Raw genomic sequence first — 25,809 nt, 5'->3', positions numbered from 1 at the left:
ATATCAATGAAATCTATGTTGTAACTGAACCTCTGCCCTAACTCTGAGTTGTGCACAAACTTAATGTGATTGGTATAAATGAAAAAATCGCAGACACCCAGGGGTTTTTCCCATATAATCGTTGTTAGTTAACTTAATAATTATTAGGTATTTAAAGAGAAGTCATTATGAAGAAAATCACTCTAGCTCTTGCAGCATCAGTAGTTTTCGCTGCTCCAGCCATGGCGGCTGATATTGAAGCCGGTAAAGCGAAAGCTGCAGTTTGTGCCGCCTGTCACGGTGCCAACGGAATTTCCGCCGTACCAATGTATCCTAACCTTGCTGGTCAGAAAGAAGCATACATTGCCAAGCAGTTGAAAGATTTTAAAGCGGGTACTCGTAAAGACCCGGTGATGGCGCCGATGGCAATGCCATTAACTGATGAAGACATTGCTAATCTTGCTGCCTACTTCGCAAGCCTGAAGTAATAAAGGCCTGAGCAAAAAAGCGCATTAACTGCGCTTTTTTTGTGCCTGAATAAAGGAAATCCAATGACAGCCCCCGACATTGGCGTGATCCGACGTTTGCTTTGTATCAGCGTTGGCGTGCTCATTTATCTTCATGCCATTAGCAAGGCGTTTGCTACAGAAGCAGACGAGATTGCTGCGACTTTACCGCCAATTACAGAGCAAGCTGAATCAAGCTACTTGGTTGATGAATCGAATAATTCAATTACCGATGAAAGCAAAGCCGCGGTAACATCAAAAGTTCACCTGACTCCGGCGCAACGATTGCGAAAACAGCGACGCCTCAACGCTCAAATCCAGTTCTGTTCACCCTGTCACGGTATCAATGGTGTGTCGCACCAGGCACTGTACCCGGATTTAGCCGGTAAATCTCAGCAATACCTGTTATCCAAGCTAAAGGCTTACAAATCTAAACGAACCAGAAGTCCAATCATGAATGGCATGGTGGCACCATTGCAGGAAGACGATTTACGGGCGCTTGCTGATTATTATGCTCAGCAATCGCAACCCGATACTGAATTACTGGTAAACGAAGCCGTTGAGTCCATGGACCTTGCAAATAATGACAACCTGACTTCCCCTGAAGAAAATAATACGGAAATTAATCCATGATTTACCCATTATCTATACGCTCTTTTTTCTGTTCACGGGTGATCACTGCTGTATTGCTGGCTCTATTATTCACCGGTTGTAGTGAAAATTCTGCACCCGACACTGAGACCCAAAACAGAGAAATCACCATGAATGAATTAGCAGAGCGTTACGTAAAGCTGACCTTAGCGGTCGGTCAACATCATGACTATTACATTGATGCTTACTACGGACCCGAAGCATGGCGTGAGCAGGATAAGCAACCACTCGGTGAGTTATTGCAGCTTGGCGAAAATTTGCATGCGGATTTGGCAAAGATTGACGCTACCAACCATGAAAAATCCCGTCATGAATTTCTGACGATACAGACGGAGTCGGTATTGTTTTTCATCAAACACCTGCAAGGCGAGCAATTCAGTTTCGATGAAGAGTCAAAAGCGCTTTATGATGCGATATCGCCAACGATTGATGAGTCTGAATTTGATCAGGCGCTGGCGGAACTTGATGATTTATTACCGGGGGATGGTCCACTAAATCAGCGGATGGCTGTATTCAGCAAACAATTTGAGATACCGAAGGATAAGCTCGATACGGTATTTAGGGCGGCAATCAAGGAATCGCGTCAGCGAACCCGGCAATTTATCGATTTGCCTACTCAGGAAAACTTTACCCTGGAGTACGTCACCGACAAAGTCTGGTCGGGTTATAACTGGTATAAAGGTAATAGCTTTAGCCTGATCCAGATGAATACAGATTTCCCAATCACTATTGACCGGGCCATTGATTTAGCCAGTCACGAAGGGTATCCGGGCCATCACGTGTTTAATTCACTGATGGAGAAACATTTGGTAAACGCTAACGGCTGGATTGAATATTCCGTTTACCCGTTGTTTTCTCCAATGTCGTTACTGGCTGAAGGCAGTGCCAATTACGGTATCGACGTTGCCTTCCCCGAGCATGAACGCATCGCATTTGAAAAAGAAGTATTGTTTCCTTTGGCAGGCTTAGACAGTAGCAAAGTGGATTTATACTATGCCGTTCAGGCGGTTCGAAGCAAGCTTTCCTATATCGACAATGTCGTGGCCAAGCGCTACCTGGATGGGCAAATTGACAAGCAGACCGCGCAGCAAATGTTGATGAAATATGCCCTAAGCAGCGAACAAAAAGCATTACAGCGAATTGGTTTTATCGAACAAAATCGTGCCTATGTTATCAATTACAATCTGGGCCAGGATATCGTTCGGGACTATGTGGAACAGCTTAGTAAAGGTAATGCTGAAAAGCGTTGGCAGGTATTCAGCGAATTGTTAGCGTATCCGAAAACCGCCTCAATGATGAGGCACTAGAATGTCAACAAAGCCGCTTTGAACAGCGGCTTTGTTCTTTCCAGGACTAACCTTCCAGCCGCTTTTCCCTTTTCAGTAGATTCGAAATAAAGTTCCCACACACGTTTTGCGCCAGACACATGCTTTCGACTTTCCAACATGCCGCCTGGCAAAGAGTTCTTCCTTGCTGTTTGATAATTAGCCAAAAGGATTTATAGTGGATTAGTTTTTAAACAAAAAACGAATCGACCTGAATGGTGCTGCATGCAAAATTTAATGTCGATATGGAATTACAATCATCAAAAAGGACGATACCTGATATGAAGTTAACGTTAGTGCCCGTCATCACGGCAATCCTGGCGGTTAGCGCGTGTACCAGTGCGACCAGAGAAGCTACCAACCAGCCTATCGATACCACTCCGCAAGTAAGTAAAACTATCACCGAAGCGCCCGACAAATCGCTAAAACGAGTTGTTGCAATCTCTCGCTTTACCGACGAAACCAAACGAGGCAATAGCTTTCTGGTCGATCAGAATAACGATCGCATCGGTAAGCAAGCCGCAGATATCCTGTCGGCTCGTCTGACTGATAGTGGTAAATTTATCATGCTAGAGCGCACCGATATTAACGCTGTGTATGAAGAAAGCATGGTAAGTGATGGAGCCCCAGAAATCGCGGCGGCTGATTACCTGATTATTGGCTCCGTATCAGAGTATGGGCGTTCTAATGTCAGTGATGTTGGCATTTTTTCACGTAATAAAAAACAAAAAGCCTATGTCACGGTTAATGTGCGGTTGGTTAATACCAAAACTTCTCAGGTGATCTTTTCTGAAGAAGCTTCTGGCGAAGCTCTTACCGAAGCAAATAAAGTCTTTGGAGTTGGTGATAGCGCCGGTTATGACAGCTCCCTCGATGACAAAGCACTATCCGCGGCAATATCCAAACTAGTTTCTGACATCATGGAAAATCTTTTAGATGCCCCATGGCAAGCCTATTTGTTAAGCCAAGAAAATGATGGTTTCTTCATGTCGGGTGGTGAAAACCAAGGCATTAAAAAGAGTGACAGGTTTGCCGTCATCAGCAAGGGAAAGCAAATCAAAAACCCACAAACCGGGATGATGGTTGAATTACCTGGCAAAGAAGTGGCTCAAATAGAAGTCGTCGACTTCATCGGTGAGGGAATGAATTCGTTGTCATTTACGAAATTGGTTAGTGGTCAGATTGATGCGGCCAAACTAAATGATTATGTCATCAGAGAATTATAAGGACATTGAAGATGCTAAAAAAAATACTGAGTATTTGTCTGGTATTGGTATTAAGTGCTTGCGCGGGTGAATATAACACGGCCCAACAAGTCGACGAATCGGCTTACTTGCAGCTGCAAGGCAACTTTTTAAACACGCAATTAACCCTAAACGATGCCACACCGATCAATATAACGACAGATACTATCAACACCTACAAGTTTGAAGGGAAGACAATTGCAAAACTTCCCATTACTACGGGTAGCCATAAAATAAAAATCACACGAGGTGGAGAAGTGTTGGTAATGCGCTCTATCTATGTATCTGCAGGCAATTCATTCGAGGTAACCGTACCATGATCAGAAAAATACTAATCAGCCTTGCCATAATCATAACAACCGGTTGTGCCGCTCCGACAATTTATTACTGGGGTGATTATTCCGATACCTTGTATCAGTATACGAAAGAACCAACTCAGGAAACACTAGCCGCTCATCGCAATGAACTGATGAAAATCATTGATGTTGCCGAGACAAAACAAAAGAAAGTTCCACCAGGCATTTACTTTGAACTCGGTATGATAGAGGCAAAAGCTGGCAATATAAAAATGGCCACTGCCTATCTGCAAAAAGAACAGGCTCTTTTCCCTGAATCAGAAACCTATGTTGCGCTTGCTCTAAAGGAAATAGAGGTAATTTAACATGATGAAAAAAATATTATTGCTAACTGCGGTCATTTTGATGACCGGTTGCCAGACAACAACGGTGACCAAGGATGAAGCATTTCCAAACATGTATAAGGAAAAGCCAACTGCACTATTGGTTGTTCCTGCAATCAATGAGACAACAGCTGCCGACGCCGCCGATTTATACGCAACAACGATAGCAAAGCCTTTGGCGGAAGCGGGATATTATGTGTTATCTGTTCCGTACACACAGCAGTTTTTATTCCGTGAAGGCGTTGTCGATGGCAAGCAACTGGAAGGAGTTCCGTTAAATAAATACAAGGAAACCTTCGGTGCAGACGCCGTGCTATTCGTCACCATAAAAAGTTGGGATACTAATTATTATGTTACCGGGGGCGATGTTACCGTAGCGGCTAAATTTGTACTCAAATCAACACAAAGTATGGATACCATTTGGGAATATGACGGCATCGTTGTTCATAACACCTCGGGTAACTCAGGCAATCTGGTTGCCGATATAATTGCGACGGCAATAACTACCGCAATGGTCGATTACGTTCCTGTTGCCGACCAGGTGAATACCCGCATCGTAACGACGTTACCGGTTGGAAAATATCACCAACGTCACAATGCCGACGGTAAAGATAAAAATGTGGTAGTGGCAACAAATTAAGGTATGTAATTTGCCTTAACCCAGATACCCAAAATGCCGCCTCCTGGCGGCGTTTTTATTTCTGATTATCGATGCACAGAATTGGTAAATCCGACGACGCTTTGATATCGCTATTTTTAGCTTGTAATCTTCAATAATATCTTGCCCGACTTACCCGGTTTGGTTGCAGCGAATAGCGCTTCATGAATATCTTCGAGGGAAAATACCGAATCAATTGGCGATTCAAAACAGCCTTTGAGCGCCATTTTCTTCATGCCTCGCATCAACATTACTTTTTGTAGCAAGGTTTTTTGCGCCAGCCAGTTGCCGGCGAAAAATCCGTGAATACTGGCACACGGCATCATTAAGTCGCGTGAGAATATCCGCGCATCGGCTTGAGCTAATGTTCCGTAGACAAGCATTTGGCCGTTTACGGTTAAGCATGGCAACATAGCTTCAAGCATATAGCCGCCGATACAGTCAAGCCCGTAATCAACGCCTTTGCCATGGGTTGCCTGATAAACCTGTTGTTGGATATAAGCAGCAATATTGTCGTCATCGCATCCCTGTAATGAAATCACCTGAGCGGCACCAATTTCCTGTAACTCTGCCACTTGCTCATCGCGACGGACAATGCTTATGGTCTTGATCCCAAGTTCGACAGACATGCGAATAATCATTTTGCCAAGCGCCGAGGCCCCGCCGCTTTGCAATAGCCAACGTCCTTTTTTAACGTTTAAGACGTCCGTCAGCATACCGAACGAAGACAATGGATTAATCAACATCATGGCCGCTTGCTGATCATCGATAGCCGCAGGAATAACAACGGCTTTTTTGGCATCGACGACTGTGTATTCCTGCCAGGTACCCATTGGTGGACCGGCAGACACGGCAACCCGTTTCCCCTGCAACTGTTTCGCCAGCAGGCCGCCGCCAGCACCAACAACCATACCCACGCCTTCCCCACCCGGGATATAGGGTGGTGTCGGATGGGGATTCTGTTCACCGGGTTGAAAAAATGGCATCTTTTGTTGTTTGTTTTGATTCCAGATTAGGCGACTCAGTGCCTCCTGATAATCGCCACGGATATAGTTGAGATCACTGGGATTGACCGCGCTGTATAGCATTTTGACCAAAACCTGACCTTTGCCAGGCGTTGGAATTTTGGTTTCCACAACCTCTAATTCATGCAAATTGGAAGTAAATTGGTTAAGTTGAATCGCTTTCATAAAATTATTGTTCCTGCCACCTTAACGCCGCGTGTTTTTGAATATTTTCAACAAGTTTTAAATGTTTTACGTGATTAAAGATAGTCTCCTCGCGTTACCCTGCTCACCATGACATCGTCCTGAGTACGCAACAGAGCTGGAAAAATCGCCATTCTCTTCTAGTTTTAAAGTCTGGCCATTAATCAACTTTTTATACTCTGGCCGGTAAATAATAATGTGAAAGTGAGACGTACTTATGACGCAATCTAAAAATGGAATTATTTTACTTCTTTTTTCCTGCACCTTGTTATTCTTTACTGCAAACTCATTAGCCGCCAAACGTTCAATCTTATACCAGGTCCTTTATCAGGACTCTGAATACTACGATGATAATGCGTTTGGCAACAAATCCATTAAAGTGATTAGAGACTGGAATACCTATGCAGATGAGGTGATCAAACATACTCAGGAAGCGATAATTGATGTTAATTTTTCTGAATCTCAGGTGGTGGTAATCGACATGGGTAATCGTCCCAACACTGGCTACGGTGTAAAGATAAGCAGCGTTCTGGAATTTGACGATTATATTGTGGTTTATACCAAGTTTAGTGTGGGCGATTATAGCTCCGGCGAATGTCTTCCGGGAGAGGCCATTACCAACCCCATTGTTATTCTGAAGATAAATTCACAAAAAGAAATTATCGTTCGCGAAAAATATAAGAGTGATCCGTGTTAGCTACCTGATCACTTCGCTAATCACTAAACCAATTGCACAAACTGCCACGAGTAAAAAGATAATCTGCCAGGGAGAAAAGCTGGCATGTGTCGGAAGCTCTTCATTCATGTCAGTTACGTCGTCAGGCTTGTCTGCAACGATCCTTGGTTGAAGTACAGGATCACATTGCGCCGACTCCCCGTCAGGAGTATCAGCCAATGACTCTGATGACGATGATTCAATGGCCTGCATTTCAGATTCAACTTCCTGGCAGACAGGATCCGCTGTTTCATTGAAATCTTCCGTCATCTGCAATGATGAATCATCAATGTATTGATTGTCATTATCTAGCATCGGTTCGATTGCAGGAGCACCTTGCTCCGACCCCGCATCAGGAGTATCAGCTAATGATTCTGGTGGCGATGCATCAATGGCCTGCTTTTCAGATTCTACTTCCTGGCAGACAGGCTCCGATGTTTCATTGAAGTCTGCCGCCACCTGCAATGATGACTCATCAATGTTTCGATTGTCATTGTCTGTCATCCCTTCGACAGCAGCAAAGGATAAGGCTCGTTGCCGACTTGCTATCGGGTCGGTTTCACCGATAAAGAGTTCATTAACCATGCCATCTGCCGGTGCGGTAATTTCTCTAATCACCTCGCCATCTTCATAAGAAAACAGGATATCTCCCTGCTGAACGCTCTGTCCCGGTTCCACATAAACACCGAAGATGCGACCGGGTTGCTGGCCATTCTTTAACGTCGGCAGATAAATATTGGTAGGCACACCTGACATAAGAATCCATTATTTTTATCATCGATAGAATAACTATAGACACCCGCATCAGAAAACACAGGCAATAAATGCAACAACTTAGCGGTGCTAGAAACTGAGATTCAGCAAGAAAAGACTCTTAGCGGATCTCTCCAGATCGTTTTAACTGCAATTGGGTAATCAAGGGTCCCGCAATCTCAAATACCACAGTAGTAGAGACAATTAGTGGCAGAATGATTTCACTGTAAGCTGGTAATCGCTCACTTGCCAACAGTGCCAAGCCAAGTGCGACACCAGCCTGAGGCAACAAACACCAGCCGACTTTGGTCTGAATCTGCGGGCTGCTGCCTGAGATTCTGGCTCCAAAGCCGCCACCAATAATCAAGCCGGCACTACGGGCAAAAATATAGACGATACCAAGCAGGCCAATCGTGGTGAGCAAATCAATTTCACACTTGTAACCCGCCAGCAGGAAAAAGATAACTAAAAAGGGTTCGCTAGCGCCTTCAATTTCACGAAATGGCCTGATGTGGTGTTTAGCCCGTAATGCAACGGTAGCACCAAGGACAATGCAGGCAAGAATGTATGAGACCTGTAAATACAGAGCGAGGCCTCCGGTAATAAATACAAACCCGGAGGCCTCAAGAATCGATGGTTCGCCTTTTTTCAGGCGGCCGGTGAAAAAGGCCATAGGTATGCCACAGCCAATACCCAGCAATATCGCACCGCCCACATCCCATAAGCCTAACGCCAGCTCGGCAAAACCGGTACTTTCCCCTAACATGACTTCGGCAATAACCAGCAACAGGCTGAAAATTATCACACCCCAGGCATCATCAATAGCAACAACGCCTAACACCGTGCTGGTCAGGGGGCCTTTGGCTCGATGCTCTCTTACCACATCGAGTATCGCCGCCGGTGCGGAAGCAGGGGCAATGCCGGCAAGCAACAGAGCAAGGATGATATCCTGCGTAAATAAAACAACGCAGATAAAAACCAGGACAGCCGCGCCAAGAGTCTCTCCAATGGATATGGTCAGGACTTTAGCACCGCTTTTTTTGATATCGCGACCAGCCAGACTTTCGCCAAGTAAAAAGCCGACCATCGCCAGGGCCAGGTGAGTAACTTGGGGAAATAATTGGGCGACGTCTTCAGGAATGATATTAAACGCCGACGGTCCGGCTAGGATACCCAGCATCAGCAACAGGGTAACCCGAGGTACATGCAGTATGCCGCCAAGCCGATGTGCTACCCAACCACAAAGTAACAAGCCACCAAGGACTAGTAGCTCGGGGGGATGCATGGCTGATGCACTGAACGAAGGTGGCATACTCTCACATTATTGATTTGTTATTTATCGAAATAGAATAGATGCATTTTCAAACCAAATGCAAGATTACCACCCTTGTTGAATCATTTCGCCACAATCAGTGTTTAATACATTGCTTTACTTAATAAATGCAAAAGCATCGGCGTACATATGTTCTACCAAAGCCCCTTTGTTGATGAATTCTTCACGTAAAAAACCCACCATATCAAAGCGTCCAGCCAGGTAGATATCATAAGGCTCTAACGAGAAGATATCCTCCATCAATGGCTCATGGACTTTACCCACACGACCATTCCAGTTTGCGGAAGCGTTTTCAACGATAGGGAAAAATTTAGCGCGCGGCAATTGCTTCACCAAAGCCTTGGTTTCCGCCAGTTGATAACAGGCCGTTTCATCGCGAAGTCCCCAATATACCCATACCGGGCGCTCGGTTTGCGATTTTACCAGCTGTCCTAAAATAGACTTGATATAGGAGAAACCGGTACCACCAGCAAGCAGGATAACCGGACGATGGCTATCTTCGCGCAGATAGGCGTTGCCGGCAGGCATTTCAATGGTAACAACATCATTCGCCTTGATATGATCGATAACCTGCATCGCCCAACCATCGGCAGAAAATGCGCCGATTTGCAATTCGATTAGCTCATCACCCGGACTACTGGCAATCGAAAATGGGCGTTTATCTTCGTCACCCATTACAAAGTTCAGGTATTGACCGGCTTTAAATTCGCAAGCCGGCTCTGGTTTTAACAGAATCTGATATACATGTGCCGTTAGCGGCGTAATGGATTGAACGTTACAGCTAATGGTGTTCATTTCTAAATTATTTCTCATCTCAGGTGTTCCGGGCTCTTTAAGCCTAGTCCAGAACAGGTCTTTCGTTTTTATCGGGTTATAGAAACTGGCCTTAGGCATGGTGCCCAAAGCCTGTCGTTAGTTAATATCTAAGTCATCCCACAGGGCATCGACTTCATCGATAACAGCCTGATCCATAACGATGGGGGTACCCCATTCACGGTCGGTTTCTCCCGGCCATTTATTGGTTGCATCCATGCCCATTTTTGAACCTAAGCCAGAAACCGGCGACGCAAAATCCAGGTAATCAATCGGTGTGTTTTCCACTAACGTCGTATCTCGTGCCGGATCCATACGGGTAGTCATCGCCCAGATTACGTCTTCCCAGTTGCGCGCGTCGACATCATCATCACAGACAATCACAAACTTGGTGTACATAAACTGACGTAAAAACGACCATACGCCCATCATGACTCGCTTAGCGTGACCTGGATACTGCTTCTTCATGGTCACCACTGCCATGCGATACGAACAACCTTCTGGCGGCAGGTAAAAATCGACAATTTCCGGAAATTGCTTTTGAATCAGTGGCACAAACACTTCGTTTAGTGCCACTCCCAAAATCGCCGGCTCATCTGGTGGACGTCCGGTATAAGTGCTGTGATAAATCGGTTCTTTTCGATGAGTAACGTGAGTCACAGTGAATACCGGGAAGTCATCCACTTCATTGTAATAACCGGTATGATCGCCATAAGGCCCTTCCGGTGCCATTTCATCTGGATCGATATAACCTTCGAGAACAATCTCGGCCGATGCGGGTACTTCCAGATCGTTACTCAGGCACTTCACCACTTCGGTTTTACTGCCTCGCAACAAACCGGCAAACGCATACTCAGATAATGAATCTGGCACCGGAGTAACGGCGCCAAGGATAGTGGCAGGATCGGCCCCTAATGCAACCGATACCGGAAACTTTTCCCCCGGGTGACGTTGTTTGAACTCCTGAAAATCCAAAGCACCGCCGCGATGTGACAACCAGCGCATAATCACTTTATTCGGACCCAGTAATTGCTGACGGTAAATACCAAGATTCTGACGCTCTTTTTCCGGCCCTCGGGTTACCGTTAAGCCCCAGGTAATAAGCGGTGCCACATCACCCGGCCAGCAACGCTGGATGGGTAATTTGGTTAAATCTACCTCGTCGCCAGTCATTACAAACTCCTGACAGGGCGCTTTTTTCAGGCGTTTAGCGGGCATATTCAAGACTTGCTTAAATATTGGCATTTTATCGATAGCGTCTTTAAACCCTTTCGGTGGTTCAGGTTCCTTCAGCATCGCCAGTAACTTGCCAACTTCACGCAACGCAGCGACATTCTCCTGCCCCATTGCCATTGCAACACGTTCAGGCGTACCAAATAAGTTGGTAAGAACCGGCATATCGTGGCCAATCGGGTTTTCAAATAACAATGCCGGGCCCTTAGCTTTCAGGGTTCGATCACTGATTTCCGTCATCACCAAATCTGTAGATATTGGCTGGCGAATGCGCTTCAACTGGCCTTGTTGTTCCAGTTTATCAATAAAGTCGCGTAAATCTTTGTATTTCATAAAGTCCGCTAAACGCTGTGTTTACACAAATGCTGGCTATTATAACGGCTGGAGATAAGAAAGCCCAACAAAGCGGCAGTTTTATCAAAAAGTTGAGTGTTAACCGGGAAGAATCTAATCTAAAGGTTGTAATCTATTGTTTTAAATAAGCTAATTTAGGTTCTTATGGGAATGAAAAAGCAAACCCGATTGTTGGTGATTATTATCGCGATGATTTCGTGGCCCGCAATGGCAAATAGTAACTGTAAAGGCGACGGATATAGTCAGTTCGATTTTTGGCTTGGCGAGTGGCAAGTCTTCAACGAAACCAATGGCAGCGCCAATAATGGCAATGCTCCTTCGAGTAGTAAAATTACCAAAATCCTCGGCGATTGCAGCATTTTGGAAGAATATCAGACGGCCAATGGATTTGCCGGAAAGAGCCTGAATATATTTAATAAACAAAACGCCAGCTGGCACCAGACCTGGGTAGATAACTCTGGTTTACTATTGCAACTCGATGGCCAGTTCAGCGATGGCAAAATGGTGCTTAAAGGTGAAATTGTCAACAAAGACGGCAAAACCATCGAACAGAAAATCAGTTGGCAGGCGTTGGATAACGGCGATGTCCGGCAAATTTGGCAGCAACGCAGTGCCGCTGGCGAGTGGCAGGTACTATTTAATGGCCGGTATGTGAGGGCACCCAAATCAAGTGATTGAAGCAGCATAGAATGCTGCTTCGGGTGTCGAAGGGTGTCTAAAGGTGACGAAGGCTGATCACAATAGGCTATCTTCGACGCAGTCCTCAGCGATGAAATCCTCACCGACAACGTCCTCGCCGATGCAATCTCCCTCCCGCCCAACACCCTGTTTTTCCCGATCAACGACCATGACAAATGTTGGACACCCTGTTAGCATCAATCGACTATCCGAACAACTATTTCAATAACGTAAGAGAAACTATGATTAATAAAACGCTCAACAAGGCGTTGTTCACCGGAGTCTCGCTGCTGGCACTTGCAACTCTTGCAGGTTGCGGCGAAGCAGAAAATAAAGATTCCAAAGAACAGGACGCCCTGGTCGAAATAAACAAAAACCCTTTCCCGAGTACGTATAAGCCACTGCCTTCAGAGACCACATTGATCACCAACGTGACCTTGCTTGATGGTGTTGGCGGGCAAATGGAAAATGCATCCATCTTGCTAGAAAACGGCAAAATCACTGCTGTGGGTACAGATATTAGTGCACCAGATGGCGCTAAAACCATCGATGGTGAAGGTAAATGGGTAACGCCAGGTATTGTTGATGCGCATTCTCACTTAGGGGTTTATGCAACACCCGACGCACATGCTCATGCGGATGGCAATGAAATGACCAAGCCGGTAACCGCAGCAGTTTGGGCTGAGCACTCTATCTGGCCACAGGATCCAGGTTTTCGTCGTGCTTTAGCCGGCGGTGTCACCTCAATGCAAATATTGCCAGGTTCTGCCAACCTGGTAGGTGGTCGCAGCGTTACCGTGAAAAACCTGCCAAACCGAACCATTCAGGATATGAAATTTCCGGATGCGCCTTATGGCTTAAAAATGGCCTGTGGTGAAAACCCGAAACGTGTCTATGGCAAAAAAGGCGGTCCAATGACCCGCATGGGTAACGTGGCTGGTTATCGCCAGGCGTGGATTGATGCACAGGCCTATAAAGAGCAATGGGAAAAGTATTACGACGATTATGACGCTGGCAAAAATCCAAAAGCGCCAAAACGCGATCTGGCAAACGACACCTTAGCCGGCGTCCTCGATGGTGACATCCTGGTACACATGCACTGTTACCGCGCCGACGAAATGGTGGTCATGATCGATGTGATGAAAGAGTTTAATTATCAAATCGCCAGTTTCCAACACGGTGTAGAAGCATACAAAATTGCCGACAAACTTGCCGAAAATAACATCTGCTCGGCAATGTGGGCTGACTGGTGGGGCTTTAAAATGGAAGCCTATGATGGTATTCGCGAGAACATCCCAATGGTCGAGCAGGCCGGCGCCTGTGCTATTGTTCACTCCGATTCCGACCAGGGTATTCAACGCCTGAATCAGGAAGCGGCCAAAGCCTTATCTGACGGCCAACGCGCAGGTATCGACATCTCTAAAGCCCAGGCATGGACCTGGTTATCGGCTAACCCGGCAAAATCCTTAGGTATTTTTGAACAAACAGGTTCTCTGGAAGTTGGTAAAAACGCCGATGTAGTGCTTTGGTCTGCAGATCCTTTCTCAACCTACGCCCAGGCGGAGCTAGTCTATATTGACGGTGGCCTGGCATTCGACCGAAATAACCCTGGAAGCTGGGCAGTCAGTGACTTTGAATTAGGACAAGCAGGCGAAGGAGATCAAAAATGAATAAGACGTTAATTGCCTCAATCATTGCCGCTGGTCTGACTGTCAGCACAGGTGCGATGGCAGAAAAAATAGCCATCGTTGGCGGTAAAGTGCATACCATGACTTCGACCGGTACCCTGAATAATGCTACCGTGCTCATCGAAGATAACAAAATCAGCAAAGTTGGCAAAGACATCACGGTTTCTGGCGACTATCGCGTTATTGATGCCAAAGGTAAAGTGGTAACGCCTGGTTTAATGGGAGCTTTTACTTCATTAGGTTTGGTGGAAGTCCCTTCCTATGGTTCAGGCGTTGATGCCAATGCAGGCAAAGCAACGATTAGTGCGGCTTTAGATGCCTCCTATGCGATTACACCGGATACCAGCTTACGGAATATTACCCGCATTGAAGGCTTTACCAGTGTTGCCAGCGCCGTGTCGCAAACGGCTACTATGTTTAAAGGCCAGGGCGCAATCGTCACCTTAGGCAATGATGAAACACCAGTTACTAAGGCTCGTGCCTTTATGGTCGTTGATGTCAGCGAACATGGTGCCGAGAAAGCCGGTGGCAGTCGTGCTGCCCTATGGGTTGAACTTCGCGATGCATTAAACCAGGCTGAGTATGCAAAAAACATTCGTTTCACCCCACAAACTGAGTGGCATGGGATGCCAGTCGCGGATGTCAAAGCCCTGATCCCTGTCCTGAAAGGTGAGATGCCACTGTTAGTGATCGCGCATCGCGCTACCGATATCCGTCAGGTTATTGCCCTGAAAAAAGAGTTTTCTGCATTAGACATTACGTTAGTGGGTGCCGCCGAAGGCTGGCGCGTTGCCGATGACATTGGCAAAGCCGGTTTCTCGGTCATCCTTAACCCGGAATCTAACCTGCCATACAGTTTTGAGCAAAATGCGGCAACCTTAGCGAACGCCGGACGTTTAAACGAAGCAGGTGTCAATGTAGCCATTGGTATGAACACTCATAACATTCGCCTGGCTACTCAAAATGCCGGTAATGCGGTTGCTAATGGTTTGCCGTATCAGGCAGGCCTGGCGGCGTTAACGTCTTCAGTGGCTAAAATCTATGGTCTGGAAGACAGCCATGGCAGCCTGAAAGCCGGTATGACCGCCGATGTTGTGGTGTGGTCAGGTGACCCGTTAGAGGTTATGCATGCACCAACCAATGTCATCATCAATGGTGAAGAGGTAAAACTGGAATCACGCCAGACCAAGCTGCGTGACCGTTACCTGAGCTTAAAATCTGACAAGCCAGTGCAATACACTCGCCCATAAATTTTAAAGCGAAACCAAAACTACCCTTAAAGAAACCGGCATTTGCCGGTTTCTTTAATAAAAAATCAAGGGGTCAGAGTTGTTGAAAATCAACTACTCTGACCCCTTGATTTTTACGATTACTTTACAGACATGCCGATAATTTCCCTGTAACCTCAACATATTGTTGATAAAAATTGGATTGCGGATGATTGTCCAACTCAAATACCTTTCCCTAATAACTGCCACACTCGCTCTCGTCGCCTGCACCAGCAAACCTAAGGTACTCAATCAAAATTTTGTCACCAATATCAGCGATGATGGTTCCAAACGATTTGAGTTATTTATCGAATTAGCAAAGCTCAAGAAAGCAAAACCTGATCGAAAAGGTGATAAAGCGGTTAAACGAAGAGGGGATGAAAATTTTTCAGGGGGTATGGGTGCTGAGCGTCAGACGGAAAGCCTGGCGGAACTACTTGAACAGCGCCTGCAACTGGTGATGACTGAAACTGGATTTTGCACTAAGGGCTATATGGTGTTTGAACGAAACCTCAGCCGCGAATTTTTAAGCATCCGCGGCGAGTGCAATGAAGGCGCATCGGGACCTAAAGGTTAGAATTAACCAACTCTGTCCTGGCTCGTTTTTCTCGTCGGTACTGAATGACACTGATCAGCAGCATAATAGCCACCAAAGGCGAAGCAATCATAATTAATGTGTGCCAATTGCTGGAAAACAACAGGTACCCCGCTAGTAAAGAGCCGAGAGCCTGGACCGTAAATACCGTAAAATCATTCACGGCCTGGACTTTAAATCTCTCATTATGCTGATAACTCTGCGGTAAAATGACCGTGCCAGTAATAAACAGAAAATTCCAGCCGATGCCAAGCAACACCAGAGCCCACCAATAATGCACAACCTGATGTCCGCGTAAGGCGATTACCAGTACAAGCAACATCACCATAGTACCCGCAATAAGAATATTTCCTGCGCCAAAGCGCTTAATCAGACTACCTGTGAATAAGGACGGCAAAAACATGGCGGCAATATGGCTTTGAATCACCCATTTGGTATCCGACAGGCTATGACCATGAACATCGTGCATACTTAACGGCGTGGCAGTCATCAACAAACTCATCACTCCATAGCCGATAGCCGCAGAGCACACCGCCACCATGAATACTGGTTGCCTGGCAATCTCGCCTAACGGTCTGCCCTTAGTCTCAACGGTTGCGATTTCCGTCACCTGTGGATTACTGAACCACTGAAAGACTGCCATGCTCAGCAAAATCAAACCCGCGAGGGCAACAAAGGAGCCTGCGTAAGCCCCCTGGGATGGTAACCAGTCTTTGCTGATCAAGGCGACCTCTGGACCTATCATCGCTGCCGCTATACCAGATAACATCAGCGCAGAAATGACTTTCGGTCCATCTTTTTCAGCAACACTTTCCAGCGCCGCAAACCTTAGCTGCTGTGAAAACGCCAGGCTGGAGCCAAAGCAAACACTTGCGCTAATTAATAAATAGAAATTTTGATGCTTTGCCGCCAATGTCGCCAATACCGCCCCGAAAATTGCAATACTATAGCCAATATTGGTGGATGCTTTACGCCCAAATACGGCGCTTAATCGAGCGGCTAACAATGTGGATAATGCCAATCCGACGATCATCATACTGAGCGGTAACGTCGCAAGCGTTGGATTCGGAGCAATCTCCCTGGCCAATAAGCCGCTGATAAATGTCATCGTTGGAGAAATACAAAGCAGCAGAGGCTGAGACACGACAAGCACCCAGATATTTCTCGGGTAACGATAGACTTTATTCAGTACCCAGACACCTGCCAGCATGGCCAGGCAAACCACAAACAGGGTTGGGTTGATCCACGATAAAAACGATTCCATGGTTTGATTAGCTCTAATTATACAAATTTATGATGATGTTTTTGATAATGCAGGCCTAAGGTTACTCCCCGGCTTGCCATAAAAATAGTAAATGCTGCCCAAAGCCCATGATTACCAAAATCCTGGAGCAGCCACCAGGCCGGGAAAAAACAGCCAAACGTCGCAATCACCATCGAATTTCGCATCGCTTTGGCCTGGGTAAGGCCGATATAAATGCCATCAAACAGATAACACCAACAGGCAACAATCGGCAGGGCGACCATCCAGGGTAAAAATTGATCCGCATAGGTAATCACTGAATCAATACTGGTCAGCAAGGTAATGAACCAGTGTCCTAAAAACAAAAATAACAGGCTATAGAAAACCGCGAATAAGCCATTGAAGATAAGGGCGGTATTAACGGAAAGCGCCAGGGCTGACTGGTCTTTTGCCCCTTTAGCGCGACCCACCCTGGCCTCAGCGCCATAGGCAATGCCATCGAGTCCGAAGGATATTAACAGTAAAAAGTTTAGCAAGATTGCATTGGCGGCAACCACCGTATCACCAAGGCGAGCTCCCTGAAACGTGATAAAAACAAAGCAGATTTCCAGGCACAGGGTACGAATAACAATATCTCTATTCAGTTTCACAAAGGGAATAAGCTGCGCTTTATCCAGCAAGTGTTGCTTTAAACCTGACCAGATTTCCTGTCTTTGTCGTTTGTTCAGACCAATGGTTTTGTGAACCATATACAAGCCGAGAATAAAACTCGTGTATTCAGCGATGATCGTCGCCCAGGCAATACCCAGAACCTGCCAGTCAAAACCGATAACAAACAGCAAGTCGAGTAACAGGTTGATGACGTTGGTGATGATCAACAGCCACATGGCGTATTTGGCTTTGTGCATGCCGAGCAACCAGCCGAGAATAACCAGGTTACATAAAGAAGCGGGAAAGCCCCAGATGCGAATACTGGCATACTGCTCTGCGTAATACTGAACCTGCTCGCTGCCTCCGGCGAGTGCCAATGAAAATTGAATGTATGGCACCTGACACATTATCATCAGAACGCCAATAGCCAGAGCCACTATAAGTCCGCGGCTTAATACTAAAAACATCTGAGTCTGGTTTTCACTACCGAATGCCTGGGCCACCAGGCCGGTCGTTGACATGCGGAGAAATCCACAAAACCAGGTGATAAAGGTGATGATCATCGCACCGACGGCAGTAGCCCCAAGAAAGTAAGCTTCAGGTAAGTGACCAATCACTCCAGTATCTACCAGGCCTAAAAGTGGCACCGTGATATTCGATAAGATCATCGGAACGGCAAGCGCGAAAAGAGCTTTTCGTTCGGTCTTTGCATTTATCGGTGAAGTGTCCCGGGTTGACGATACAGTCAAGGATTTGCCTTTGCTCTGATGCGATTAACTTCTTGAATAATAACACGTGTTAAGCGATCATCAGCATTAAATTAGCGGTTCGTTCACGAGGCTTATATGAAGCTCCTAAAGTCATTTATCCATCGTCTAATAGTAACGCTATTAATATTACTTCCAGTTGCCAGCGCTCAGGCTGCGGTGATCCTAGTCTATCACCATGTCAGTGAAGACACGCCCGTCAGCACCTCGTTATCTCCGGCTCAATTTACCAGGCACTTAACCTATTTACGCGATCATGGTTTTACTGTTATCCCGTTAAATGAACTGGTAGATAATTTAAAAGCAGGCAAAAAAATTGCCGATAAAACTGTGGTCATTACCTTTGACGACGGCTATACCGATATTTATGAGCAAGCCCATCCAATCCTGAAGGAGTTCGATTATCCCTATACCCTGTTCATCAACCCGGGCAAAGTCGCGAAACAAAAATCAGGTTATCTGACCTGGGCACAGCTCAAAGTCATGTCTGATGATGGCGTATTAATTGCCAATCATGGTTTGCACCATGATTCATTAATAAAAACGCCTGCAGGGATGACGAATCAGAGCTGGGTAGCGGAAAAAATCAAGCAGTTGCAGGAATCGGAACAGATCCTCAAAGAGAAACTGGGACAGTCATGGAAATACTTTGCTTTGCCTTACGGAGAATACCATGCCGATATACAACAGCAACTCCAGGCGCTGGATTATGTGGTATTTACCCAGCAATCCGGAGCCGTTGGCCTGAATACCGATTTGACCGCCGTACCAAGGTTTCCGGCTTCTCAGCCCTATGACAAGTTAAAACCGCTTGCCACTAAGCTTAACTCTTTACCTTTTAACATTGCCAGTGACAGCCAGCGAAGTGACACGATTGTTGCCGCTAGCACTGACCCGGAAGAACTAGATAAGATCATCCATCTGAGCGTAGATGATTTTTCGCCATCACAATTAAGTTGCTTTGTTTCCGGACAGGGTCGAGTTGATGTTAAGTGGGCAGAAGATAAATCGGCAGTTAACCTGTTAATTAAGCAACCGTTAACGACGGGTCGGGTCAGGGCAAACTGCACCGCACCGAGTATCAATAATCCGGGTCGATATTATTGGTATTCCCGCCCCTGGTTTGTGAAAAAAGCCGATGGTAGCTGGTATAGCGATTAATACCAATCCCTATTGAAGACTGATCATTCGACACATTGGTATAAACTTTGTTTTACATGAAGCAAAGTTCACATTGATGGCGAGGCATTGGCTATGAAGCGCGCATTAGTCACCGGAGCAAACCGTGGCATCGGACTGGAAATAGCCAAAGGATTGGCGACCAAAGGCTACCAGGTCATTATCGGCGCTCGCGATATTTCCCTGGGAGAAAAAGCGGCTAAAGAGATAGGTGCTGAAGCGATAGCATTAGATGTTGGTGATGAAAACAGCATTAAACGTGCCGTTGCAATGTTAGGAAGTGTTGATGTTCTGGTAAACAACGCGGGAATTCTCGGCGAAGGCCATGTCCTTGATGAAATTAATGAATTTGATTCATCGATGGCAGTCATGGTGCGTGGACCCTTTTTGCTGATGCATTTGTTGGTACCAGCGATGATACAGCAAAATTATGGCCGGGTCGTAAACATCTCCTCCGGTTGGGGGGCGTTTGCCGCAGGTCTCGAAGGTCCCGGCGCATATGGCGTTGCCAAAGCGTCTCTCAATGCGCTTACCGTTTGTGCCGCTCGTGATCTGCCCGATAACGTAAAGATTAACGCCATGTGTCCTGGCTGGGTGCGAACCCGAATGGGCGGTAAAGAGGCGGATCGTTCAGTTGCAGAAGGCGCTGATACCGGAATCTGGCTGGCAACCTTGCCAGATGATGGCCCCAGCGGAGGTTTCTTTCGCGATCGCACGGAAATTTCATGGTAGTGAAACCTCGCCATGGAATTTACTGATTGCCATGACGACAACCAATTGAATTTAGCCAAACAAACCCAATATCTCTGTTTTCGTAAGTAAATAGAGACTAATACCAATTCCATTGAGTTTTTGCACAACTCAGAGTTAGGGCAGAAGCTCATTTACAACATAGATTTCATTGATATAGTCATTCTATATTAATGAAATATAGGGCGGTAAATGGGCCTCTGATAAACTCCCTACGGGTGAGTTTTAAAGGCGTTTATTCTGCGTTATTGATTTTGACAATGGAGCGACCATTCTCTGCAATCAACGCCTTGCCTAAACGCCTTTAAATTCTCACTGAGTGGGAAAACACTCAGTGGAATTGGTATAAATAAATGAGTCAAGAATTAACCCTGTTTGGTGCACCAATATCACCTTTTGTTCGTAAAGTGCGCTTGGTATTGGCCTATAAAGGCCTGGATTACCAGCAGGTCAATGTGGTGCCTTTCAGTAGTGATATCCCTGAAGAATTCAAAGACAACAGTCCGTTAGGCAAAATCCCTTTGTTTAAGGTTGGTGAACAATATATCAGTGATTCTGAAGTGATCTGTGCCTATCTGGAAAAAGCCTTTGCGGAAAAGCCGTTGCTTCCTAACGACCCGATTTTGTCAGCCCGGGCCTTGTGGTTCAGCCAGTACGCCAGCAGCGTAATGATGACAGCATTCGGTGCTCACTTGTTTGCTGAGCGCATTCTTGCGCCATTCGTCTTTAAGCGCGCTCCTATCGAAGCCGATATAAAACTTGCCCTGGAAACGGAAATTCCAGCGATCCTTACCTATTTAGAAAGTGAGCTAAACAACGATTATCTGGTCGGTGACAGTATGACGTTTGCGGACATTATGGTCGGCGGGATGTTTATGACCCTGCATTATTGTAATGAGCGTGTCGATGCCAGCCAATATCCGAAGCTAGCCGCTTATGTTGAACGTTTACATAACCAGCCTATCTTTGCCAACATCATTGCTGAAGAAAAGGCAATGATGCAGGCGTTTATTAGCTAAGCGGTTAAGCGACTTTTAGGGCCGATGCTCCGAACCATCGTTGGTAAAACGGGAGCGCCGGCCCATTAGTTAGTGGTAGGCGTAGAGGATAAAAACCGCAAGTATTACCGTTACCAGGCCAACCACCACGTGCACCAAAGGTGTCAGGCGTACGATAAAGGCGATAAGGCGCATAAAGCGATTACGGCCAATCAACATCAGTACCACGCCGGCAACCAGGGAAATATAACCAAGAACGGTGATCACTTCCGGAAACTTACTTTGGCCTGCGGTATAAAGCAAGGCAGCGCCGAATAGAAAGCGCAGGGCAACCGCGACGAAGTGAAGAAAGAAGAGATGCTTGAGCCGGCCCAGCAAGGCAAATATCGGCGACGGCACGATAGTGATAACCACCCCAAATGCACCGAAAAGCATGGTAAACCAGCGAATAAACTCCAGGGCCCAGGTAGTTACTGTTGCTTCCATCGGATACCTTGTAAAGTTTTCATGTTTGTAATGAGATTAGCAGAAAATTGCTTAAATCAAAGGTAACGGTAATTTTTTCAAGAGCTTATCTTGCACAAATCTGAACGGCTGCAGACTGGTGGCCAGATATTGCCGGGGCAGCGCCTGATGCTTACTTTAAACACAAAAAAGCCAGCTTAACTTAAGCTGGCTTTTTTACGTTAAAACTTAATGCGGATAGGACTAGTTATCTAATTCCGCATTATGATAAATGTTTTGCACATCATCACTGTCATTTAGCATATTGATGAACTTTTCAAAGTTCGCCAAATCTTCTTCGCTACTGATTTTGGTATAGGTTTGCGGTACCCAGGTAATTTCTTCCATTTCGAAATTAATACCGTCAAACGCATCGGTTAAGGCGGTTTTGGCTTTGAAGAATTCCGTATGCGGCGCGAATACGGTCATCATGCCGTCTTCATTTTCGATATCAGTCACATCGACATCAGCCATCATCAGGGCTTCCAGTACTGCCTCTTCATCATCATGTTCAAAAGAAAACAGTGCCTGATGGTCAAACATGTGAGCCGCAGAGCCCGGACCACCGATTTTGGAATCCGTTTTCGTAAAGGCCTGACGAACGTCTTTAATCGTCCGGTTAGTGTTATCGGTAAGACAGTCAACGATTACCATGCAACCACCCGGTCCAAAGCCCTCGTAGCGCGCAGTTTCGTAGTTTTCTCCGCCGCCACCTTTGGCTTTATCAATGGCCTTTTCAATTACGTGAGTTGGTACCTGATCTTTTTTCGCTTTTTCAATTAAACGACGTAGTGCCAGGTTACCATCAGGATCTACACCGCCATTCTTGGCGCAAACATAGATTTCTTTACCGTATTTGGAATACACCTTAGTCTTTTGTCCCTGGGTTTTAGCCATGGACTCTTTACGGTTTTGGAACGCTCTACCCATTAACTTGTCTCTTTCATTGATTACTGCCCGGCGGCAATTTTAGCAAGGATTGCCATCGGAGTGTAGTTCCTGACCACTTTAGTCTGACAAATTTCTGTCAATATTCTCCATTGTTCGCCACATATGTTGTCGGTACACCACAATACCAATCAGTAGTATGGTGGCAATAACCAGACCATAAGGTAAAAAGCCCGTAGCCATCAATAATAACGCCAACAGCAACACAATGGCCTGACCTTTCCTGCACAATAACAATCGGTCGCGAACAAACCATATGCTGACGATAAATAAACCAATAGGTATCGATACTGTCAGTGCGGCATTCTGGCCGACATGATGTTCCTCATAGCCATGATGCATATAGGTAAGACCTGAGCCTACCATCACCGCACAGAGAAAAATGAAAAAATGGCCATAACTCCAACTGAATGCCCGGCATACACAATGTTCAAGCGTATCTTGCTGATCACAAAAGTAATACCACCACATGGCAAAAACCAGAGAAATAGTCACCAGGGTGTAGGCAAACAGCAGTAAATCCGGTCCACCATCAATTGCCGTGGTCAGGGCATGGATATTGGCCACAATGACTTCCCCTAAGACAATTATCATCAGTAATCCGAAGCGTTCCTGAATGTGATCCGGGTGCCACTGACTATGTTTAATTTTTTCAGCAATTACCGGCGCACAGAATTCAAGCAACCAACCTATCAGGAATATAGGGTGCACCACAAAATAATTATCATGGACACCTAATGCTGCCCAGCCCCAGTAAACCTGTAATAGAATCAGGCTAATCGCGTTAAATACCGCTTTAGATCTCAGCTCAGGATTATCAAGTGCGACGCGCAACCATAAAAACACAAAAGGAACACGCATCAAAACGTAACCCAGGTAGGTATAAAGCAATAACGATTTTTGAAACAGCGAATCCATACTGGCGGCTATCAGCATGGCACCGACCATCATTAGTAGCACGCTGATGCGATAGGCAGGGCTATCATTATCAAAACTCGATGCAAACCAGGTAAATTGATTCCACGCCCACCAAATACACAAATAGGCGAAAATAAATTTAGCGATACCGTCGCCAACCTCCCCGGCAACCAGGTGGTTTGCGAATCCATGGGCGGCAGTGGCAATCGCCACGACGAAGACCAGATCGAAAAACAACTCTAACGTTGTGGCCGTCCGGTGTGGTTCCTGATTATCACGTGCGGTGAGTGGAGTAAAAAAACGAGCCATAAACTGCCTCTTCTCAAGATAATTTCCCCTCGTTGATGAATTACAGATACGGCAACAACCGCCAACAATCGGAGTAAATACATCTAAAAAGGGAGGTTAACTTTCAGTCGTTACTGACAGAAACAAGTATAGGCAACTAACAACCGGCACAAAAAAGGCAATGCTGAGCATTGCCTTATTTGTGCGAGCGAATAAGCGTCGTTACGACAGGTCTTCTGATTTCGTTTTTCTTGACCAGAGTTTTTTAAACAGGGCGCCGATTCCAAGAACAATAAACACGCCAAATTTTTTCAAGAACATGATAGCGGCGGCAATAAATCCAGATTTAGCCAACACCTTACCAGCTACCAGGGCGCCAACGCCGTACGCAGCAACCTCATCAATTTCAGGGTTAAAGTCCGCATACCGTGAACCCTGGTCGAATTCAGCCATCGCCAGAACATTCTCCAGTTCACTATCAATCGTAGTCTTTTGTTCCATCCCGGCGATAAAGTTAAGCACGAGTACACCTTTACGACCTAAAACGCGAATATTGTAGTTTAAGGTATTCTGCTCATACCCTTCGACACTAAATTCCTTCGCCCAATGCAGCTTATTGCTTGCCTGATCATAGAAGGGTTTACTTGCCCATCCCAACAATGTCATCGCTGGATAACCTGCGGCGACACGTTGTTCGTTGGCATCCTGAGTATCTTGTTGTAACTGGGTAAGTAATTCCTGATAGTCAATGTCGGCAGCGTCTTCATCTGACACATAGCCGTCATTGCTAAACTCAATGGTTACCGCCCATGATTCTTCGTCAAACGGGGTTAAACCGGCCGGTAACAACATGCCCAAAACCGATTCACTTGGCGGATTACCCCAAATATCCTCCAGTACAATACGAGCATCTTTTTGGCCAAGAAAATAATATTGCTCGGGCACCTCTAGCGTTGCTCCGGCATCCGCTATTTCAACCGTACCGGTGATCGGGGTTAATGATTCTAAGGTTTGCTCGGCCCATTGCTGAAACTGTTCTTCTTCGCTAAGAGCAGGCTCAGTCAATTGACTCTGCGGTTCTTCGATGCTCTCATTTGCATAATCCTGCTGAGAAGCAAACGTTGCGAAATGAGCCACTGACACCATTATCAACAATAATGTTTTCTTTAATATACGTTGTTGCATAATCTTCCCTGAAGTTAAAACTCTTGAATTTATTAAGATACCTGCCTGACAATTTTTTCAAAATCACTGAGCAGAACTTTGGCATCGATAGCAGGCACCTGTCCCACCTCAATACTAGGTTTAAAAATTGCCTGAATCTGGCCTTGAGGATTAATCAGTACAATCGACGCACTGTGGTTCACCAGATAATCTTCCTGTGAGCTATCATCGGTGATCGAATACATCAGTCCGAGATTTCGGGAAAATGGGAACAGCTGGTTGTGGTCGGCGCGCAGGGCAATAAACTCCTTATTGAAGTAATTGATGTAACTATTCAGTCGTTGTTGTGTATCACGGCGCGGATCAGCACTAACCAATAGCACCTGAACCGGGTCTGATGCCGCTTTATTCAGGTCAGCATAAACGCGGTTTAGTTCCTGCAATGTCACCGGGCAAACGTCGGGGCAAGAGGTATAACCGAAAAATACCAGTGACCATTTTCCAGCAAGGCGATCGTTGCTGAAATCAACGCCATTATGATCGCTGAGGACAAATGGCAAAATCGACCGTGGTTGCTGATATACCAGCGCCTTTTCAACCTGCTGGCTTTGTTGGTAGGTCTGGTACAACACCAGACCAATGGCGGCGGCAATGATTGCCAGAATGATTAATATAAACTTTTGCATAACTCTCAAATCTTGCGCTTTAGCATCGATGGT

27 protein-coding genes are annotated in these 25,809 nt (G+C 46.0%); 15 read left to right on the top strand and 12 right to left on the bottom strand.

Translation table 11 applies throughout. The features are described from left to right. The first annotated feature begins 167 nt into the window (after positions 1 to 167). The 7 genes from E8M12_RS08230 to E8M12_RS08200 all read left to right on the top strand — a co-directional run bounded on the left by E8M12_RS08230 (position 168) and on the right by E8M12_RS08200 (position 5,024). On the top strand, positions 168 to 467 hold the full coding sequence (locus E8M12_RS08230) for a c-type cytochrome (RefSeq protein WP_136735646.1): 300 nt from the start codon (positions 168 to 170) through the stop codon (positions 465 to 467). A gap of 63 nt (positions 468 to 530) precedes the next feature. Then, complete coding sequence (locus E8M12_RS08225) at positions 531 to 1,118, top strand: c-type cytochrome (RefSeq protein WP_136735644.1); 588 nt, start codon at positions 531 to 533, stop codon at positions 1,116 to 1,118. Further along, the gene (locus E8M12_RS08220; protein WP_246034062.1) at positions 1,115 to 2,443 is read left to right on the top strand and encodes a hypothetical protein; all 1,329 of its coding nucleotides are present in this window, start codon (positions 1,115 to 1,117) and stop codon (positions 2,441 to 2,443) included. The genes E8M12_RS08225 and E8M12_RS08220 overlap by 4 nt, the downstream gene beginning before the upstream one ends. A gap of 299 nt (positions 2,444 to 2,742) precedes the next feature. Further along, positions 2,743 to 3,687, top strand: coding sequence for a CsgG/HfaB family protein (locus E8M12_RS08215; RefSeq protein ID WP_136735642.1), 945 nt, complete (start codon positions 2,743 to 2,745; stop codon positions 3,685 to 3,687). 11 nt (positions 3,688 to 3,698) lie between these two features. Continuing rightward, positions 3,699 to 4,025 carry a hypothetical protein gene (locus tag E8M12_RS08210; RefSeq protein WP_136735641.1) on the top strand — a complete coding sequence of 109 codons (327 nt, stop codon included), beginning with the start codon at positions 3,699 to 3,701 and terminating at the stop codon, positions 4,023 to 4,025. Continuing rightward, positions 4,022 to 4,366, top strand: coding sequence for a DUF4810 domain-containing protein (locus E8M12_RS08205; protein ID WP_136735639.1), 345 nt, complete (start codon positions 4,022 to 4,024; stop codon positions 4,364 to 4,366). The genes E8M12_RS08210 and E8M12_RS08205 overlap by 4 nt, the downstream gene beginning before the upstream one ends. Position 4,367: 1 nt before the next feature. Beyond that, positions 4,368 to 5,024 carry a GNA1162 family protein gene (locus tag E8M12_RS08200; protein WP_136735637.1) on the top strand — a complete coding sequence of 219 codons (657 nt, stop codon included), beginning with the start codon at positions 4,368 to 4,370 and terminating at the stop codon, positions 5,022 to 5,024. 116 nt (positions 5,025 to 5,140) lie between these two features. Here the strand turns inward: E8M12_RS08200 and E8M12_RS08195 are convergent, their stop codons facing one another. Beyond that, positions 5,141 to 6,232, bottom strand: coding sequence for a zinc-dependent alcohol dehydrogenase family protein (locus E8M12_RS08195; protein WP_136735635.1), 1,092 nt, complete (start codon positions 6,230 to 6,232; stop codon positions 5,141 to 5,143). Between the two features lie 235 nt (positions 6,233 to 6,467). Here E8M12_RS08195 and E8M12_RS08190 point away from each other — a divergent pair, with 235 nt between their 5' ends. Continuing rightward, positions 6,468 to 6,947 carry a protease complex subunit PrcB family protein gene (locus E8M12_RS08190; RefSeq protein WP_136735634.1) on the top strand — a complete coding sequence of 160 codons (480 nt, stop codon included), beginning with the start codon at positions 6,468 to 6,470 and terminating at the stop codon, positions 6,945 to 6,947. Here the strand turns inward: E8M12_RS08190 and E8M12_RS08185 are convergent, their stop codons facing one another. The 4 genes from E8M12_RS08185 to ubiD form a co-directional block, all read right to left on the bottom strand. After that, a complete protein-coding gene (locus E8M12_RS08185) occupies positions 6,948 to 7,721 on the bottom strand; it encodes a biotin/lipoyl-containing protein (RefSeq protein WP_136735632.1) in 774 nt (257 codons plus the stop codon). Between the two features lie 118 nt (positions 7,722 to 7,839). Then, complete coding sequence (locus E8M12_RS08180; protein WP_246034061.1) at positions 7,840 to 9,030, bottom strand: cation:proton antiporter; 1,191 nt, start codon at positions 9,028 to 9,030, stop codon at positions 7,840 to 7,842. A 117-nt stretch (positions 9,031 to 9,147) separates the two neighbouring features. Beyond that, a complete protein-coding gene (gene fre / locus E8M12_RS08175) occupies positions 9,148 to 9,846 on the bottom strand; it encodes an NAD(P)H-flavin reductase (protein ID WP_136735698.1) in 699 nt (232 codons plus the stop codon). A 117-nt stretch (positions 9,847 to 9,963) separates the two neighbouring features. Then, positions 9,964 to 11,430, bottom strand: coding sequence for a 4-hydroxy-3-polyprenylbenzoate decarboxylase (gene ubiD, locus E8M12_RS08170; protein ID WP_136735630.1), 1,467 nt, complete (start codon positions 11,428 to 11,430; stop codon positions 9,964 to 9,966). Positions 11,431 to 11,601: 171 nt separating this feature from the next. On the opposite strand from ubiD, the gene E8M12_RS08165 reads away from it, so the two are divergent. From E8M12_RS08165 to E8M12_RS08150, 4 genes are all read left to right on the top strand, one after another. Further along, a complete protein-coding gene (locus tag E8M12_RS08165) occupies positions 11,602 to 12,129 on the top strand; it encodes a DUF1579 family protein (RefSeq protein ID WP_169303077.1) in 528 nt (175 codons plus the stop codon). A 242-nt stretch (positions 12,130 to 12,371) separates the two neighbouring features. Next, the gene (locus E8M12_RS08160) at positions 12,372 to 13,799 is read left to right on the top strand and encodes an amidohydrolase (RefSeq protein WP_136735626.1); all 1,428 of its coding nucleotides are present in this window, start codon (positions 12,372 to 12,374) and stop codon (positions 13,797 to 13,799) included. Further along, positions 13,796 to 15,067, top strand: coding sequence for an amidohydrolase family protein (locus E8M12_RS08155; RefSeq protein WP_136735624.1), 1,272 nt, complete (start codon positions 13,796 to 13,798; stop codon positions 15,065 to 15,067). Before E8M12_RS08160 ends, E8M12_RS08155 begins: the two co-directional genes overlap by 4 nt. Positions 15,068 to 15,230: 163 nt before the next feature. Continuing rightward, positions 15,231 to 15,662 (top strand): hypothetical protein, encoded by a 432-nt coding sequence (locus tag E8M12_RS08150; RefSeq protein WP_136735622.1) that lies wholly within the window; start codon positions 15,231 to 15,233, stop codon positions 15,660 to 15,662. Here the strand turns inward: E8M12_RS08150 and E8M12_RS08145 are convergent. Beyond that, positions 15,652 to 16,944, bottom strand: coding sequence for an MFS transporter (locus tag E8M12_RS08145; protein WP_136735620.1), 1,293 nt, complete (start codon positions 16,942 to 16,944; stop codon positions 15,652 to 15,654). The genes E8M12_RS08150 and E8M12_RS08145 overlap by 11 nt on opposite strands. Before the next feature lie 17 nt (positions 16,945 to 16,961). Then, entirely contained in the window at positions 16,962 to 18,323 is a 1,362-nt protein-coding gene (gene dinF, locus E8M12_RS08140; protein ID WP_246034060.1) for an MATE family efflux transporter DinF, read from the bottom strand. A 96-nt stretch (positions 18,324 to 18,419) separates the two neighbouring features. On the opposite strand from dinF, the gene E8M12_RS08135 reads away from it, so the two are divergent. The 3 genes from E8M12_RS08135 (at position 18,420) to E8M12_RS08125 (ending at position 21,289) form a co-directional block, all read left to right on the top strand. Then, positions 18,420 to 19,502, top strand: a complete 1,083-nt coding sequence (locus tag E8M12_RS08135; RefSeq protein ID WP_136735619.1) for a polysaccharide deacetylase family protein — start codon at positions 18,420 to 18,422, stop codon at positions 19,500 to 19,502. Positions 19,503 to 19,595: 93 nt separating this feature from the next. Next, positions 19,596 to 20,252, top strand: a complete 657-nt coding sequence (locus tag E8M12_RS08130; protein WP_136735617.1) for an SDR family NAD(P)-dependent oxidoreductase — start codon at positions 19,596 to 19,598, stop codon at positions 20,250 to 20,252. 371 nt (positions 20,253 to 20,623) lie between these two features. Next, on the top strand, positions 20,624 to 21,289 hold the full coding sequence (locus E8M12_RS08125; RefSeq protein ID WP_136735615.1) for a glutathione S-transferase family protein: 666 nt from the start codon (positions 20,624 to 20,626) through the stop codon (positions 21,287 to 21,289). Positions 21,290 to 21,358: 69 nt separating this feature from the next. Here E8M12_RS08125 and E8M12_RS08120 read toward each other — a convergent pair whose 3' ends face one another. From E8M12_RS08120 to E8M12_RS08100, 5 genes are all read right to left on the bottom strand, one after another. After that, positions 21,359 to 21,754: a hypothetical protein gene (locus E8M12_RS08120; RefSeq protein ID WP_136735613.1), complete on the bottom strand. Its 396-nt coding sequence runs from the start codon at positions 21,752 to 21,754 to the stop codon at positions 21,359 to 21,361. Positions 21,755 to 21,976: 222 nt separating this feature from the next. Next, positions 21,977 to 22,702, bottom strand: a complete 726-nt coding sequence (locus tag E8M12_RS08115) for a YebC/PmpR family DNA-binding transcriptional regulator (protein ID WP_136735611.1) — start codon at positions 22,700 to 22,702, stop codon at positions 21,977 to 21,979. A gap of 78 nt (positions 22,703 to 22,780) precedes the next feature. Then, entirely contained in the window at positions 22,781 to 23,947 is a 1,167-nt protein-coding gene (locus tag E8M12_RS08110) for a low temperature requirement protein A (protein ID WP_136735610.1), read from the bottom strand. Between the two features lie 201 nt (positions 23,948 to 24,148). Continuing rightward, positions 24,149 to 25,111, bottom strand: a complete 963-nt coding sequence (locus E8M12_RS08105; RefSeq protein ID WP_136735608.1) for a DUF2167 domain-containing protein — start codon at positions 25,109 to 25,111, stop codon at positions 24,149 to 24,151. 32 nt (positions 25,112 to 25,143) lie between these two features. After that, positions 25,144 to 25,776 (bottom strand): SCO family protein, encoded by a 633-nt coding sequence (locus E8M12_RS08100; RefSeq protein WP_136735606.1) that lies wholly within the window; start codon positions 25,774 to 25,776, stop codon positions 25,144 to 25,146. Positions 25,777 to 25,809 lie beyond the last annotated feature (33 nt).

Origin of the sequence: Thalassotalea mangrovi, from assembly GCF_005116735.1 — a bacterium.
Classification (GTDB): Bacteria; Pseudomonadota; Gammaproteobacteria; order Enterobacterales; family Alteromonadaceae; genus Thalassotalea_A; species Thalassotalea_A mangrovi.
Note: the sequence above shows the minus strand (reverse complement) of the source record. Positions and strands in the feature narration are given on the sequence as shown.

What these genes read in the sequence shown, in the direction of transcription:
- E8M12_RS08230 (WP_136735646.1), top strand. Translation starts at nt 168, where the DNA reads ATGAAGAAAATCACTCTAGCTCTTGCAGCATCAGTAGTTTTCGCTGCT.
- E8M12_RS08225 (WP_136735644.1), top strand. Translation starts at nt 531, where the DNA reads ATGACAGCCCCCGACATTGGCGTGATCCGACGTTTGCTTTGTATCAGC.
- E8M12_RS08220 (WP_246034062.1), top strand. Translation starts at nt 1,115, where the DNA reads ATGATTTACCCATTATCTATACGCTCTTTTTTCTGTTCACGGGTGATC.
- E8M12_RS08215 (WP_136735642.1), top strand. Translation starts at nt 2,743, where the DNA reads ATGAAGTTAACGTTAGTGCCCGTCATCACGGCAATCCTGGCGGTTAGC.
- E8M12_RS08210 (WP_136735641.1), top strand. Translation starts at nt 3,699, where the DNA reads ATGCTAAAAAAAATACTGAGTATTTGTCTGGTATTGGTATTAAGTGCT.
- E8M12_RS08205 (WP_136735639.1), top strand. Translation starts at nt 4,022, where the DNA reads ATGATCAGAAAAATACTAATCAGCCTTGCCATAATCATAACAACCGGT.
- E8M12_RS08200 (WP_136735637.1), top strand. Translation starts at nt 4,368, where the DNA reads ATGATGAAAAAAATATTATTGCTAACTGCGGTCATTTTGATGACCGGT.
- E8M12_RS08195 (WP_136735635.1), bottom strand. Translation starts at nt 6,232, where the DNA reads ATGAAAGCGATTCAACTTAACCAATTTACTTCCAATTTGCATGAATTA.
- E8M12_RS08190 (WP_136735634.1), top strand. Translation starts at nt 6,468, where the DNA reads ATGACGCAATCTAAAAATGGAATTATTTTACTTCTTTTTTCCTGCACC.
- E8M12_RS08185 (WP_136735632.1), bottom strand. Translation starts at nt 7,721, where the DNA reads ATGTCAGGTGTGCCTACCAATATTTATCTGCCGACGTTAAAGAATGGC.
- E8M12_RS08180 (WP_246034061.1), bottom strand. Translation starts at nt 9,030, where the DNA reads ATGCCACCTTCGTTCAGTGCATCAGCCATGCATCCCCCCGAGCTACTA.
- fre (WP_136735698.1), bottom strand. Translation starts at nt 9,846, where the DNA reads ATGAACACCATTAGCTGTAACGTTCAATCCATTACGCCGCTAACGGCA.
- ubiD (WP_136735630.1), bottom strand. Translation starts at nt 11,430, where the DNA reads ATGAAATACAAAGATTTACGCGACTTTATTGATAAACTGGAACAACAA.
- E8M12_RS08165 (WP_169303077.1), top strand. Translation starts at nt 11,602, where the DNA reads ATGAAAAAGCAAACCCGATTGTTGGTGATTATTATCGCGATGATTTCG.
- E8M12_RS08160 (WP_136735626.1), top strand. Translation starts at nt 12,372, where the DNA reads ATGATTAATAAAACGCTCAACAAGGCGTTGTTCACCGGAGTCTCGCTG.
- E8M12_RS08155 (WP_136735624.1), top strand. Translation starts at nt 13,796, where the DNA reads ATGAATAAGACGTTAATTGCCTCAATCATTGCCGCTGGTCTGACTGTC.
- E8M12_RS08145 (WP_136735620.1), bottom strand. Translation starts at nt 16,944, where the DNA reads ATGGAATCGTTTTTATCGTGGATCAACCCAACCCTGTTTGTGGTTTGC.
- E8M12_RS08135 (WP_136735619.1), top strand. Translation starts at nt 18,420, where the DNA reads ATGAAGCTCCTAAAGTCATTTATCCATCGTCTAATAGTAACGCTATTA.
- E8M12_RS08130 (WP_136735617.1), top strand. Translation starts at nt 19,596, where the DNA reads ATGAAGCGCGCATTAGTCACCGGAGCAAACCGTGGCATCGGACTGGAA.
- E8M12_RS08125 (WP_136735615.1), top strand. Translation starts at nt 20,624, where the DNA reads ATGAGTCAAGAATTAACCCTGTTTGGTGCACCAATATCACCTTTTGTT.
- E8M12_RS08120 (WP_136735613.1), bottom strand. Translation starts at nt 21,754, where the DNA reads ATGGAAGCAACAGTAACTACCTGGGCCCTGGAGTTTATTCGCTGGTTT.
- E8M12_RS08115 (WP_136735611.1), bottom strand. Translation starts at nt 22,702, where the DNA reads ATGGGTAGAGCGTTCCAAAACCGTAAAGAGTCCATGGCTAAAACCCAG.
- E8M12_RS08110 (WP_136735610.1), bottom strand. Translation starts at nt 23,947, where the DNA reads ATGGCTCGTTTTTTTACTCCACTCACCGCACGTGATAATCAGGAACCA.
- E8M12_RS08105 (WP_136735608.1), bottom strand. Translation starts at nt 25,111, where the DNA reads ATGCAACAACGTATATTAAAGAAAACATTATTGTTGATAATGGTGTCA.
- E8M12_RS08100 (WP_136735606.1), bottom strand. Translation starts at nt 25,776, where the DNA reads ATGCAAAAGTTTATATTAATCATTCTGGCAATCATTGCCGCCGCCATT.